The following is a 13321-nucleotide window of genomic DNA, read 5'->3' as shown; positions in this document are numbered from 1 at the left end:
CGCGCGTGCGGGGCGTTTCCGGGGGCGTACGACACTGGGTGCGTGATCCGTTACGACGCCCTGGACGCGCTGCCCGTGCGGCAGGCCCTGCCCGGTCTGCGCGACGCCCTGGAGGGGCACGGCACCGCCGTCCTCGTGGCACCGCCCGGCACCGGCAAGACGACGCTGGTGCCACTGGCGCTGGCCGGGCTGCTGGGCGAGGGGCCCGCGCGGCGGGTCGTGGTGGCCGAGCCGCGCCGGATCGCCGCCCGCGCGGCGGCCCGCCGGATGGCCTGGCTGCTCGGCGAGCAGGTCGGGCGGAGCGTCGGCTACACCGTGCGCGGCGAGCGGGTCGTGGGCCGGCACGCGCGCGTGGAGGTCGTCACGACCGGTGTGCTGTTGCAGCGTCTGCAACGCGACCAGGAGCTGTCCGGCGTGGACGTCGTGGTCCTCGACGAGTGCCACGAGCGCCATCTGGACGCCGACACGGTGGCGGCCTTCCTCTGGGACGTGCGGGAGACCCTGCGGCCCGAGCTGCGCCTGGTGGCCGCGTCGGCGACGACGGACGCGCAGGGCTGGGCGCGGCTGCTGGGCGGGGCACCGGTGATCGAGGCGGCCGGTGTCGCGTACCCCGTGGAGACGGTGTGGGCGCCGCCGGCACGTCCGGTACGGCCGCCGCACGGGATGCGCGTCGACCCGGCGCTGCTGGCGCATGTGGGGTCGGTGGTCCGGCGGGCCCTGGCCGAGCGGGACGGGGACGTGCTGTGCTTCCTGCCCGGCGTGGGCGAGATCGCGCGCGTGGCGGGCCGGCTGGGCGACCTGGGGGACGTGGAGGTGCTCCAGGTGCACGGCAGGGCACCGGCCGCCGTCCAGGACGCGGTGCTGGCGCCCGGGGCCCGGCGCCGGGTGGTGCTGGCGACGGCGGTCGCCGAGTCCTCGCTCACCGTCCCCGGCGTACGGGTGGTCGTCGACGCGGGGCTCGCCCGGGAGCCGCGGGTGGACCACGCGCGCGGGCTGAGCGCGCTGGCTACGGTACGGGCGTCGCGCGCGGCCGGGCGGCAGCGGGCGGGGCGGGCCGGGCGTGAGGCGCCGGGGGCGGTGTACCGCTGCTGGTCCGAGGCCGAGGACGCCCGCCTGACGGCCTTTCCGGCCCCGGAGATCAGAGTGGCCGACCTGACCGCGTTCGCCCTCCAGGCGGCATGCTGGGGCGATCCGGGGGCCTCGGGACTGGCGCTGCTGGACCCGCCGCCGGCCGGGGCGATGACGGCGGCGCGGGAGGTGCTGACGGCGATCGGTGCGGTCGACTCCGCCGGACGGGCGACGGAGCGGGGGCTGCGGCTGGCCCGGCTGGGGGTGCATCCGCGGCTGGGACGGGCGCTGCTGGACACCCCGGGCGGGGGTGCCGAGGTGGTGGCGCTGCTGAGCGAGGAGGCTCCGCGGGAGTACGGGGACGATCTGGCGGCCGCGCTGCGTGCCGCCTGGCGGGGCGGTGACGCCTATGCCGGGCGCTGGCTCGCGGAGGTGCGGCGGCTCAAGGCGGACGGCGAGGGCGCGTCGGCGTCCGGCGTGGACGACCGCACCGTGGGGCGCGTCGCCGCTCTCGCCTTCCCCGAGCGGGTCGCCAGGGCCGACGGGGGGTCGTACCTGATGGCCTCCGGCACCCGGGCCGAGCTCGGTGAGGGCAGTCCGCTGCGCGGTGCGCCGTGGATCGCCGTGGCCGTGGCGGACCGTCCGGTCGGCAGCGGGCACGCGCGCGTGCGGCTCGCGGCGGCGGTGGACGAGGACACGGCCAGGTCGGCGGCCGCGTCGCTGTACGCGGAGGAGCAGGAGGTCCGCTGGGCCGACGGGGACGTCGTCGCGCGGCGGGTGGAGCGGCTCGGGGCGATCGAGCTCGCGGTGCGGCCGTTGCGGGACGCCGACCCGGCCCTGGTACGCGCCGCGCTGCTCGACGGGCTGCGGCGCGAAGGGCTCGGCCTGCTGCGGTGGACACCCGACGCCGCCGTGCTGCGGCAGCGGCTCGCCTTTCTCCGGCTGCGTCTCGGTGAGCCCTGGCCGGACGTGTCCGACGACGCGCTGCACGCGCGCGTGGACGAATGGCTGGAGCCGGAGCTCGGCCGGGCCCGGCGGCGGGCCGACCTCGGGCGGATCGACGCCGGGGAGGCGTTGCGGCGGCTGCTGCCGTGGGCGGGCGGGGAGGCCGGGCGGCTGGACGAGCTGGCGCCGGAGCGGATCGCCGTACCGAGTGGGTCCCGGATCCGGGTCGACTACGCCAATCCCGAACAGCCCGTGCTCGCCGTGAAGCTGCAGGAGATGTTCGGCTTGCAGGAGTCGCCCGCCGTGGCCGGGGTGCCGGTGCTCGTGCATCTGCTGTCCCCCGCCGGGCGGCCCGCCGCGGTCACCGCCGACCTCGCCTCCTTCTGGAGGAACGGGTACAAGGGCGTTCGGGCCGAGCTGCGCGGGCGGTATCCGAAGCATCCCTGGCCCGAGGATCCGGCCACCGCCGAGCCCACCCGGCACACCAACGCGCGGCTCAGGCGCTGACCGGCTCAGGCGCTGACCGGCTCCGGCACCGAGGTGTCGACCGGTGCCGGGTCGGCGGGGCGGCGGCTGCGGGCCTCCAGGTAGAGGGAGAGGGCGAGCAGCGCGAGGCCGAGGGACAGGAAGCCCCAGGGGAGGTAGGAGGTCAGCATCAGGACGAGGGTGCGGTTGTGCTTGACCAGGGCGACCGTGTGCTCGATGTAGTCCTCGCGCATCTTCACGTCGCCGGCGAAGGCCGTCACCTTGGCGCGGCCGCCCAGGAGGGTGCCGCCGCGCAGCTCCTCCTTGTGGATCTCCTCGCCGTAGACGGGCGCCCCGGTGGCCGGCTCGACCCAGAACTTGCGGACGGTGGTGTACCAGCGGGTGGTGCCGGTCTTGGCGACGGACTCGGCGGTGATCCCCTGCACCGGCAGCTTCTTGGGCATGGGGACCTTGGTCCAGGGGATGGTCTGCTCGAAGTAGTAGACCTTGACGCCCCGGAAGGTCTGCGTCCCCTTGTAGTGGATGGGGTTGGTGGTGCGGGTCTGCGCGTCGAAGTACTCGTAGTCCCGTTTCTCGGTCAGGAACGGGAACTTGAACTCGATGCCGTCCCGTGCCACCGGGTCGCCGTCGACCATCTCGCCGGTGGCGTGCACGGGCTCCTGGCTGTGCGCGTCGAAGATGTAGCGCTCGGGGATCTCGGAGACCATCTTGCCGTCGGGCCCCTGGACGTAGGACAGGCCGTCCCAGACGACGACGTCCCGGCCCGCCGTCTTCTCGATCTTCTTCGCGGCCGCCACGTCGCCCTTGAGGGTCTGCACGATGGTGACCTGGGGGACCTTCTTCGCCTTCATGGTGCCGTAGTCGAGGAGCGTGGCGTTCTTCGCCACCAGGACCATGTCCTGGTACTGGTTCGCCGGGATCTTGGCGAGCCGCGGGAAGGCGTACCAGCGCAGCAGCGGGGACAGCGTCGCGAAGAACACGGCGAAGGCGAGCAGGACCAGACTGGCCTTGCGGCGCATCTCGGCCTCCCGGGGCGGCGGTTACGGGTGTGAGGGCACCGTCGTGAGCAGCGGTTTCGGGGACGTCTTCCCGTCCGGCGACCCGAAGGCGCCGACGGTCACGACCAGGGCGAACGCGAGGGCGAGACCGGTCGCGGCGGCGATCAGGGCACGCATGCGGGACCTCCCTACGGCCGACGGCTTCCTGATGGCTCGTCAGGTCCGGGCACCGTAGCAACGGGAGGGTGAGATGAGAACAGGTCGTACGACGACGAGGGCGCCGTCCCGCGTCGGCGGGAGGGCGCCCTGGGTGTCGTACGACGGTGGATCAGGAGCTGGCGGAAGCGCTCGGGGAGGCGGAGGGCGACGCGGACGCGCTCTCGGAAGCGGTCGGCGACGGGCTCGGCGAGCTGTCCGCCGCGGCGACCGTCAGCTCGACGGTGAGCGTGGCGCCGCCGGTGGTGGTGATGCGGAGCAGGAACGTGCCGGTGCTGTCGTCGGCGTACAGCTTGGGCAGCGTGAGCAGGCCGTTCGCGTCCGTCTGGAGGTCCGTGAGGGTGCGCACGGCGTTGCCGTCCGCGTCCTTGAAGTACGGGCCCTTGTCGTTCGTGCTCGTGTCGTCGGCCGACTTGACGAGCGTGGCGGTGGCGGCGACCTTGTCGGCGACGGCGCCCTGGTAGGTGGCCTTCGCCTGTACCTGGTCGGCGAACTCGCCGCCCGGGGTGCAGGTCAGCGCGGTGGTGTTGGCGAGGGCGAGGGTGTCGGCGGCGCGCGCGGTGACGGTCGCGTCGTAGTCGACGCCCTTGACGGTGCGGCCGACCACGCTCGCGTGGACCGTGAAGTCGCCGGTCTTCTCGCCCGCCTGGAGCGCCGGGGCGACGGCGACGCCCTTGCTGTCGGTGATGACCGTGGCGACGCTCTCGCCGCCGGCGAAGGTCGCGTCCGTGTCCCCGACGATGGTGAAGCGGACCCGGATCTTGGCGACGACCCGGCCGGCGATGGTCTCCGCGCGCGTGCTGATCTGCTTGCCGAACGCGTCGCCGGCCATCGCCGTGAGTGTGGCGGTGCCCGCGTCCTCCAGGTGGTCCACGGTGTCGGTCGCCGTGGACGGCACGGTGGGTGACGTGCTCGGGGTGCTCGGCGTGGGCGCGTCGGGACTCGGCGTGGTCTTGGTCGGCTTCGTCGTGGAGCCGTCGGAACCGGAGTCGGAGCCGGAGCCGGTCGAGCCGTCGCTGCGGTGCGAGGGCAGGGTTCCCGTGCCGTCCGGGACCGAGTGGGTGCCCTTGCGGTAGAACTCGTACCAGGACAGGACCAGGTTGAGGTAGTCCTGCGAGTTGTTGTAGCTGAGGATCGCGCTGTTCATGTCGGCCTGGACGGACAGGTCCCAGCCGTAGCGGCACAGGTAGTGGCCGGCGGCGAGCGCCGCGTCGTAGACGTTGTTGGGGTCCTTGACGCCGTCGCCGTTGCCGTCGCGGCCCGCCCACGCCCAGGTCGAGGGGATGAACTGCATGGGGCCGACGGCCTGGTCGTACTGGCTGTTGCCGTCGTACTTGCCGCCGTCGGTGTCCGCGATGAGCGCGAAGCCGTTGCCGTCGAGCTGCGGGCCGAGGATCCGGTGCAGGGTGTTGCCCTCGGCGTCGACGTCGCCGCCGCGGGCCTGGCCGGACTCGACCTTGCCGATGGCCGCGAGCAGCTGCCACGGCAGGTTGCAGCCGGGCTTGGAACTGCGCAGCTCCGCCTCGGCCTTCTTGTAGGCGTCCAGGACGGTGGCGGGTATGCCGGCCTCGGCCGCGCCCCGGGAGACGGCGGTGCCGATGCTCGACGAGGAGGCCGTGGGGCTCGCGCTGGGGTTCGGGCTGTTGAGCGGCGGCAGGTCCGTGTAGTACGGCGAGTTGCCGGTGGCGCCGTCGGCGGCCCCGGCTCCGTCGGGCGCGGAGGTGCTGGCGCCGGCGTTGGCCTGTCTGCCCGTGTCCCCGGTGGTGGCGCCCGGAGCCTGGGAAGCGGACAGTGCCGCCACCGCCAACGCGGCCGCGGCGGTCGTCGCCGCTCCCTTGCGCAGCCGCTTGCCGAATTGCGCCGCCATAAGGTGAACCCCTCCCATGGACGCCTTCTGAGCGCCCGTCTCCGTCTGTCCGCTCGCCTCTGGTGTGACGGTCGACCCGGTGCTGTGGTTGCCCCCTGTTACCTCTTTCGCGTGGTGAGGTAGCGCATCCGGCCGTGCACGCCGGGGCGGCGACCCAGGCGACCCTACGACAACTTCCTTTCCACGGACACCCGGCGGTGCCCGATTTTCACCAGTTGGCCATTCCCCGTTGAACGATGGTGGTGTCCCGGATACTTGCCGTACGCGATCACTTGTTCGGCGCTCCGGCCGACGACTCTTCCAGGAGGCCCCGGTGCCGTTCACTCTCAGCCATGCCGCCGCCGTGCTACCCGCCGTGCGCGGCGACGGGACCGGGCGCGGACGGCTGGTGCCGGCGGTGCTGGTCGCGGGGTCCTTCGCACCCGACCTCACCTACTACGCGGCGAGCGCTGTGCCGGACGCGATGGAGTTCGGCTCGGTCACGCACTCCTTCGCCGGTGTCCTCACCGTCGACGTGCTGTTCTCCTGGGCGCTGGTGGCGCTGTGGCTGCTGGTCCGGGAACCCCTCGTGGCCCTCGCGCCCCGCGCCCGGCAGGGGCGGGTGGCCGCGCTGCTGCGCTGCGGGGCGCCACGCGCGCATGCGGGGTTCTCGGTGGCCGCGTGGTGGTACGTCTCCGCCGTGCTCGGCGGGCTCACGCACGTCGTCTGGGACGCGTTCACGCACCACGACCGCTGGGGGACGCGGCTGATCCCGGCGATCGGGCGGAACGTCGCGGGCATGCCGCTGTACACCCTGCTCCAGTACGGCAGTTCGGCGGTCGGCGCGGCCGTGCTCGCCGTGTGGACGGTTCGCGCGGTACGGCGGGCGCCGGCGGCGGAGCCGGTGGGGGTGCCGCTGCTGTCGGTACGGGACCGGTGGTGGGCCGGCGCCGGAATCACCGGCTGCGCCCTGCTCGCGGCGGTGCAGCGGGCGCTGCGGTGGTGGGAGTACTGGGGGGCTACGGCCAAACCCTGGGAGCTGCTCCCCACGGTGCTCTTCGGAACCGGCGCGGGGCTGTTGCTCGGGGTGCTGGGGTACGCCGTGGCGGTCAGGGTGTGGCGTCCGGCTCCGGTGGCCGGCGACGTGCGGCGGAGCCCGTCGGCCGTTCGGTGAGGCTCGCCACGAACACGGTCATGGTCCGGGGGCGGCGGGGGCCGGGGAGCGCGGTCAGGAGCAGCGCGAGGTAGCTGCGGGCGAGGTCGAGCCACTGGCGCAGGTCGGGGCGGGCGCGCAGCCGGCGTCGGAGGCGGATAACCGACCGGCGCACGGAGACCGCGAGGTCGGCGGGGATGCGGGCGGAGCTGGCGTCGGCCGCCTGGGCCGGGGCCGACGGGGACGCCGTGACCTGAGCGGAGGCGGAGGCGGAACGGGCCTTGGCCGGAGGCCTGCTCTGGGGCGTCCGGCGGTGAACCATGCGTATACCCATGGCCGCATCCTTGCCGGTGGCGGGGGCCGGGGCGTTCTGACGGGGTCCACGCGAGTGATGGGACAGCACCCCCTTTCGCTCTGCCCCCTTCGCTCCGCCGCGCTCTGCCCCTTTCGCTCCGCCGCGCCCTCCCCCTCCGCTCCGCCGCGCCCTCCCCCTTCGCTCCGCCGCAACGGCGAGCAGTCGCAGCGGCGCTTCCCGGCGGTGCCGAACCGGGCCCGTCCGTGGGTTCGGCACCGCCGGAAGCCGCCGTCGTGGCTGAGCACCGTTGCAGCGGAGAAGCAGCTGCGCGAGCGGCCCTCTCTGCCGACGCTCGCCGGAGGCGTCAGTGCGCGGCCGATTCCCAGTCCGGGCCCACGCCCACCGACACGTCCAGGGGCGCCCTGAGGTGGACCGCGTCGGACATCTGGTCGCGCAGGAGGGCTTCTACCCGGTCCCGCTCGCCGGGGGCGATCTCCAGGACGATTTCGTCGTGGACCTGGAGGAGCATCCGGGACTTCAGCTCCGACTCGCGCAGTGCGCCGTCCACCCTCAGCATGGCGATCTTGACGATGTCCGCCGCCGTGCCCTGGATGGGCGCGTTGAGCGCCATCCGCTCGGCCGCCTCCCGGCGCTGGCGGTTGTCGCTGTTGAGGTCGGGGAGGTAGCGGCGGCGGCCGAAGAGCGTCGCCGTGTAGCCGGTGGTACGCGCCTCGTCGACGACCCGGCGCAGGTAGTCGCGGACCCCGCCGAAGCGCTCGAAGTACGTGTCCATCAGGGCACGGGCCTCGCCCGCGTCGATGTTCAGCTGCTGGGAGAGGCCGAACGCCGACAGACCGTACGCGAGGCCGTACGACATCGCCTTGATCTTGCGGCGCATCTCCGCGTCGACGGCCGAGCGGTCGACGTCGAACACCTGGGAGGCGACCGTGTTGTGCAGGTCCTCCCCGGAGCTGAACGCCTCGATCAGGCCCTCGTCCTCGGAGAGGTGGGCCATCACGCGGAGCTCGATCTGGCTGTAGTCCGCGGTCATGAGCGACTCGAAGCCCTCGCCCACGACGAAGCCCCGGCGGATCGCCCGGCCCTCGTCGGTGCGGACCGGGATGTTCTGGAGGTTGGGGTCGGTGGAGGAGAGGCGGCCGGTCGCGGCGACGGTCTGGTTGAAGGTGGTGTGGATGCGGTCGTCGGCGGCGACGGTCTTGATGAGGCCCTCGACCGTGACCCTCAGCTTGGCCTGCTCGCGATGCCGGAGCATGATCACCGGCAGTTCGTTCTCGGTCTGGCCGGCGAGCCAGGCGAGCGCGTCGGCGTCGGTGGTGTAACCGGTCTTGGTCTTCTTCGTCTTGGGCAGCGCCAGCTCGCCGAAGAGGACCTCCTGGAGCTGCTTGGGCGAGCCCAGGTTGAACTCGTGGCCGGCCGCCGCGTGCGCCTCCTTCACGGCCTGCTGCACCGCGCCCGCGAACATCTGCTCCATCGCTTCCAGATGGGCGCGGTCGGCGGCGATGCCGTGCCGCTCCATGCGGGCCAGCAGGACCGACGTGGGCAGTTCCATGTCACGGAGGAGATCCGCCGCGCCGACCTCCTGGAGCCGCTCCCCGAAGGCCTCGCCGAGGTCGAGGATCGCGCGGGCCTGGATCATCAGCGCCTCGGCCTCGGCGCCGTCTTCCGCGCCGAACGCGAGCTGGCCGTCGGCCGCGGCGGCGGGGGCCAGCTCGCGGTGCAGGTACTCCAGGGACAGCGCGTCCAGGTCGAAGGAGCGGCGGCCGGGCTTGACCAGGTAGGCGGCGAGCGCGGTGTCCATGGCGACGCCCTCGATGGTCCAGCCGTGCTCGGCGAAGACCCGCATGGCGCCCTTGGCGTTGTGGAAGACCTTGGGCCGCGCGGCGTCGGCCAGCCAGGCCGCCCACGCGTTCTCGTCGGCCTCGTCCAGCTCGGCGGGGTCGAACCAGGCGGCCGGGCCGTCGGGCGTGGCGAGGGCGACCTCGGCGACCGAGCCGGTGCCGAGCGCCCAGGTGTCGACGGTGGCGATGCCCAGCGGACCGGTGCCGTGCCCGGCGAGCCAGCCGGCCAGCTCGCCGGTGCCCAGGACGGTGGCGTCGACCTCCACGCCCGCCTCGGCGACCGGCGTGGACTCGGCCTCCTCGGCGCCGGGGTCGACGGCGTAGAGCCGCTCGCGCAGTGACGGGTTGCGGATCTCCAGGGTGTCCAGGATCATCGCGACGTTCTTGCGGTCGTACGGCGCGCGCTCCAGGTCGGCGACCGTCTTCGGCAGCTCCACGGCCCGCTCCAGCTCGGTGAGCCGGCGGTTCAGCTTGACGGACTCCAGGTGGTCGCGGAGGTTCTGGCCGGCCTTGCCCTTCACCTCGTCGACGCGCTCCACCAGCTCGGCGAAGGAGCCGAACTGGTTGATCCACTTCGCGGCGGTCTTCTCGCCGACGCCCGGGATGCCGGGGAGGTTGTCGGACGGGTCACCGCGCAGGGCCGCGAAGTCGGGGTACTGGGCGGGCGTCAAGCCGTACTTCTCGAAAACCTTCTCCGGGGTGAAGCGGGTCAGCTCGGAGACGCCCTTCGTCGGGTAGAGGACCGTGGTGTGCTCGGTGACCAGTTGGAAGGAGTCGCGGTCGCCGGTGACGATCAGGACCTCGAAGCCCTCGGCCTCGGCCTGGGTGGCGAGGGTGGCGATGATGTCGTCGGCCTCGAAGCCCTCGACGGCGAAGCGCTGCGCGTGCATGGCGTCGAGCAGCTCGCCGATCAGCTCGACCTGGCCCTTGAACTCGTCCGGCGTCTTGGAGCGGTTCGCCTTGTACTCGGTGAACTCCTCGGAGCGCCAGGTCTTGCGCGAGACGTCGAACGCCACCGCGAAGTGCGTGGGTGCCTCGTCACGCAGGGTGTTGGCCAGCATCGACGCGAAGCCGTAGATCGCGTTCGTCGGCTGGCCCGTCGCGGTCGTGAAGTTCTCCGCGGGCAGCGCGAAGAACGCGCGGTACGCCAGCGAGTGCCCGTCCATGAGCATCAGCCGGGGACGGGGGCCGCCGGGGGTCTTGTCGGTCTGCTTCGCTGCTGTCTCTGCCACGCCCCCGATCCTGCCACGCCGCACTGACAGTGAGGGCCGACGGTTCGGGTTGCGGCGGGCCCGGCACCGCCTGACGGCGCCGTCGCGGCTGATCACCGTCGCGGCCGATCAGCGTCGCCGCCGAGAAGTCACGGCCGAGAAGTCACGGCCGAGAAGTCACGGCCGACAGGGCGCGACCGGGAAGCCGACAGGTCGCGACCCGGAAGTCGACAGCAGACATTGCTTGCGTTCCGCTCCGCAGACCGTGCTCGATCGTTGTCGGTGGCGCGTGCGAGTATCGGGTGTCCAGGGCAGTGGTGCCGGTGTAGTAGGGAGAACGTGCGATGGCGACGAAGCCGCCCAAGGAGGATCCGGTCCAGGACGCGCCGCAGGTCGCGGAGCCGAAGCACGCGGCCGCGGGGCTGCCCGCCATCGGGCACACCCTGCGCATCGCGCAGCAGCAGATGGGCGTGAAGCGCACCGCGCTGACGCTGCTGCGCGTCAACCAGAAGGACGGCTTCGACTGCCCCGGCTGCGCCTGGCCGGAGCCCGATCACCGGCACGCGGCCGAGTTCTGCGAGAACGGCGCCAAGGCGGTGGCCGAGGAGGCCACCCTGCGCCGGGTGACGCCGGAGTTCTTCGCGGCGCACTCCGTGGCCGACCTGCACCACCGCAGCGGTTACTGGCTGGGGCAGCAGGGGCGGCTCACCCACCCCATGTATCTCGCCGAGGGCGCCGACCACTACGAGCCGGTCGACTGGGAGCGCGCCTTCGACATCATCGGCGAGGAGATCGCGGCCCTCTCCTCCCCCGACGAGGCGGTCTTCTACACCTCGGGGCGGACCAGCAACGAGGCCGCGTTCCTGTACCAGCTCTTCGCACGCGAGCTGGGCACGAACAACCTGCCGGACTGCTCCAACATGTGCCACGAGTCCTCGGGCTCGGCGCTGACCGAGACGATCGGCATCGGCAAGGGCAGCGTCCACCTGGAGGACCTGTACAAGGCGGACCTGATCATCGTCGCCGGGCAGAACCCGGGGACCAACCACCCCCGGATGCTCTCCGCCCTGGAGAAGGCCAAGGCCAACGGCGCGAAGATCATCAGCGTCAACCCGCTCCCGGAGGCCGGCCTGGAGCGGTTCAAGAACCCGCAGACCCCCCAGGGCATGCTCAAGGGCGCCGCGCTGACCGACCTGTTCCTGCAGATCCGCATCGGCGGCGACCAGGCCCTGTTCCGGCTCCTCAACAAGCTAGTCCTGGAGACCGACGGCGCGGTCGACGAGGAGTTCGTGCGCGAACACACCCACGGATTCGAGGAGTTCGCCGAGGCCGCCCGCGCCGCCGACTGGCACGAGACGCTCACCGCCACCGGACTGACGCGCGAGGAGATCGAGAAGGCCCTCGGCATGGTGCTCGCCTCGGAGCGCACCATCGTCTGCTGGGCGATGGGGCTCACCCAGCACAAGCACTCGGTGCCGACCATCCGAGAGGTCGTCAACTTCCTGCTGCTGCGCGGCAACATCGGCCGCACCGGTGCCGGCGTCTGCCCGGTGCGCGGCCACTCGAACGTGCAGGGCGACCGCACGATGGGCATCTTCGAGCGGCCCGCTCCCGCCTTCCTGGACGCCCTGGAGCGGGAGTTCGGCTTCGCGCCCCCGCGCGAGCACGGCTTCGACGTGGTCCGGGCCATCGAGGCACTGCGCGACGGCGAGGCGAAGGTCTTCTTCGCGATGGGCGGCAACTTCGTCGGGGCCACTCCCGACACGGAGGTCACCGAGGCGGCGATGCGGCGCGCGCGGCTGACCGTGCACGTGTCGACGAAGCTCAACCGCTCGCACGTGGTCACGGGCGCGCGTGCGCTGATCCTGCCGACGCTCGGCCGGACCGAGCGCGATCTCCAGGGCGGCGGCGAGCAGTTCGTGACCGTCGAGGACTCCATGGGCATGGTGCACGCCTCACGCGGCCGCCTGGAGCCCGCGAGCCCGCACCTGCTGTCGGAGCCGGCCATCGTGTGCCGCCTGGCCCGCCGGGTGCTCGGCGAGAACAGCCGTACGCCGTGGGAGGAGTTCGAGAAGGACTACGCGGCGATCCGGGACCGGGTGGCCCGTGTGATCCCCGGCTTCGAGGACTTCAACGCGCGCGTGGCGCACCCGGGCGGCTTCGCGCTCCCGCACGCCCCGCGCGACGAGCGCCGGTTCCCGACGGCCACGGGCAAGGCGAACTTCACGGCGGCCCCGGTGGAGTACCCCGAACTGCCCGAGGGCCGGCTGCTGTTGCAGACACTGCGCTCGCACGACCAGTACAACACCACGATCTACGGCCTGGACGACCGCTACCGGGGCATCAGGAACGGGCGCCGGGTGGTCCTGGTGAACCCGGAGGACGCCCGGCTGCTGGGCGTCGCCGACGGGGCGTACGTGGACCTGGTCGGCGAGTGGAAGGACGATGTGGAGCGCCGGGCGCCGGGCTTCCGGGTGGTGCACTACCCGACCGCCCGGGGCTGCGCGGCCGCGTACTACCCGGAGACCAATGTGCTGGTGCCGCTCGACGCGACCGCGGACACCAGCAACACCCCGGCCAGCAAGTCCGTGGTGATCCGTCTGGAGGCAGGTGTGCCGCACCCGAGGACCGCCGTCTGAGCGCCCGCTCAGTTCGTCTGGAAGAATCGGCGGCCGACTGAGCGTTTGCTCAGTCGGAGAGACAGCCGCATGACGAACGGAGCCGGCCCATGGGCGAGCAGCAGCACGTGAAGTTCCCGCAGGAGGTCATCGACGAGTACGCCGCGCTCGGTGTCGACCTGCGGGCCCTGTTCTCCGCGGGTCACCTCGGCAACCGCATGGGCGTCCAGATCATGGAGGCCTCCGCGGAGCGGGTCGTCGGCACCATGCCGGTGGAGGGCAACACCCAGCCGTACGGACTGCTGCACGGCGGTGCCAGCGCGGTGCTGGCGGAGACCCTGGGCTCGGTCGGTTCGATGCTGCACGGCGGCAGTTCGAAGATCGCGGTGGGTGTCGACCTGAACTGCACGCATCATCGCGGGGCTCGCTCCGGCCTGGTCACGGGCGTGGCCACGCCCGTCCACCGGGGGCGTTCGACGGCGACGTACGAGATCGTGATCAGCGACGAGGAGGGCCGGCGGGTGTGCAGCGCCCGGCTGACCTGTCTGCTGCGTGACGTGCGCCCGGGCGACGAGGTCCACGTCCAGCAGGGCTCCGGCGCCTGAGGAGCACCCCGGCGGAGCGAA

At 72.7% G+C, this 13321-nt stretch carries 9 protein-coding genes; 4 read left to right on the top strand and 5 right to left on the bottom strand.

Translation table 11 applies throughout. The features are described 5' to 3' along the window. Nucleotides 1-42: 42 nt before the first annotated feature. On the top strand, nucleotides 43-2520 hold the full coding sequence (gene hrpB / locus ACFWPQ_RS05695) for an ATP-dependent helicase HrpB (RefSeq protein WP_384030285.1): 2478 nt from the start codon (nucleotides 43-45) through the stop codon (nucleotides 2518-2520). Nucleotides 2521-2525: 5 nt separating this feature from the next. Here the strand turns inward: hrpB and ACFWPQ_RS05690 are convergent, their stop codons facing one another. From ACFWPQ_RS05690 to ACFWPQ_RS05680, 3 genes are all read right to left on the bottom strand, one after another. Next, complete coding sequence (locus ACFWPQ_RS05690; RefSeq protein ID WP_361283859.1) at nucleotides 2526-3518, bottom strand: DUF3068 domain-containing protein; 993 nt, start codon at nucleotides 3516-3518, stop codon at nucleotides 2526-2528. Nucleotides 3519-3539: 21 nt separating this feature from the next. Then, entirely contained in the window at nucleotides 3540-3674 is a 135-nt protein-coding gene (locus tag ACFWPQ_RS05685; protein WP_384030283.1) for an SPW_0924 family protein, read from the bottom strand. 151 nt (nucleotides 3675-3825) lie between these two features. Then, nucleotides 3826-5580, bottom strand: a complete 1755-nt coding sequence (locus tag ACFWPQ_RS05680) for a lytic transglycosylase domain-containing protein (RefSeq protein WP_384030281.1) — start codon at nucleotides 5578-5580, stop codon at nucleotides 3826-3828. A gap of 313 nt (nucleotides 5581-5893) precedes the next feature. Between ACFWPQ_RS05680 and ACFWPQ_RS05675 the strand changes: the two genes are divergently transcribed. Next, entirely contained in the window at nucleotides 5894-6733 is an 840-nt protein-coding gene (locus ACFWPQ_RS05675; protein WP_384030279.1) for a DUF4184 family protein, read from the top strand. Here ACFWPQ_RS05675 and ACFWPQ_RS05670 read toward each other — a convergent pair. Together ACFWPQ_RS05670 and polA are read right to left on the bottom strand one after the other, a co-directional pair. Further along, a complete protein-coding gene (locus ACFWPQ_RS05670; protein WP_384030277.1) occupies nucleotides 6669-7046 on the bottom strand; it encodes a hypothetical protein in 378 nt (125 codons plus the stop codon). The two genes, ACFWPQ_RS05675 and ACFWPQ_RS05670, sit on opposite strands and share 65 nt — an antisense overlap. Nucleotides 7047-7371: 325 nt before the next feature. After that, entirely contained in the window at nucleotides 7372-10098 is a 2727-nt protein-coding gene (gene polA, locus ACFWPQ_RS05665) for a DNA polymerase I (RefSeq protein ID WP_384030275.1), read from the bottom strand. 323 nt (nucleotides 10099-10421) lie between these two features. On the opposite strand from polA, the gene ACFWPQ_RS05660 reads away from it, so the two are divergent. After that, nucleotides 10422-12716: an FdhF/YdeP family oxidoreductase gene (locus ACFWPQ_RS05660; protein WP_384030273.1), complete on the top strand. Its 2295-nt coding sequence runs from the start codon at nucleotides 10422-10424 to the stop codon at nucleotides 12714-12716. An 89-nt stretch (nucleotides 12717-12805) separates the two neighbouring features. Further along, on the top strand, nucleotides 12806-13300 hold the full coding sequence (locus ACFWPQ_RS05655; protein ID WP_384030271.1) for a PaaI family thioesterase: 495 nt from the start codon (nucleotides 12806-12808) through the stop codon (nucleotides 13298-13300). Nucleotides 13301-13321: the final 21 nt, after the last annotated feature.

This window comes from Streptomyces sp. NPDC058464 (assembly GCF_042721035.1).
Lineage (GTDB): Bacteria > Actinomycetota > Actinomycetes > Streptomycetales > Streptomycetaceae > Streptomyces.
This window is presented reverse-complemented; position numbering and strand designations above follow the sequence as displayed.

What these genes read in the sequence shown, in the direction of transcription:
- ACFWPQ_RS05690 (WP_361283859.1), bottom strand. Translation starts at nt 3,518, where the DNA reads ATGCGCCGCAAGGCCAGTCTGGTCCTGCTCGCCTTCGCCGTGTTCTTC.
- ACFWPQ_RS05685 (WP_384030283.1), bottom strand. Translation starts at nt 3,674, where the DNA reads ATGCGTGCCCTGATCGCCGCCGCGACCGGTCTCGCCCTCGCGTTCGCC.
- ACFWPQ_RS05680 (WP_384030281.1), bottom strand. Translation starts at nt 5,580, where the DNA reads ATGGCGGCGCAATTCGGCAAGCGGCTGCGCAAGGGAGCGGCGACGACC.
- ACFWPQ_RS05670 (WP_384030277.1), bottom strand. Translation starts at nt 7,046, where the DNA reads ATGGGTATACGCATGGTTCACCGCCGGACGCCCCAGAGCAGGCCTCCG.
- ACFWPQ_RS05660 (WP_384030273.1), top strand. Translation starts at nt 10,422, where the DNA reads ATGGCGACGAAGCCGCCCAAGGAGGATCCGGTCCAGGACGCGCCGCAG.
- ACFWPQ_RS05655 (WP_384030271.1), top strand. Translation starts at nt 12,806, where the DNA reads ATGGGCGAGCAGCAGCACGTGAAGTTCCCGCAGGAGGTCATCGACGAG.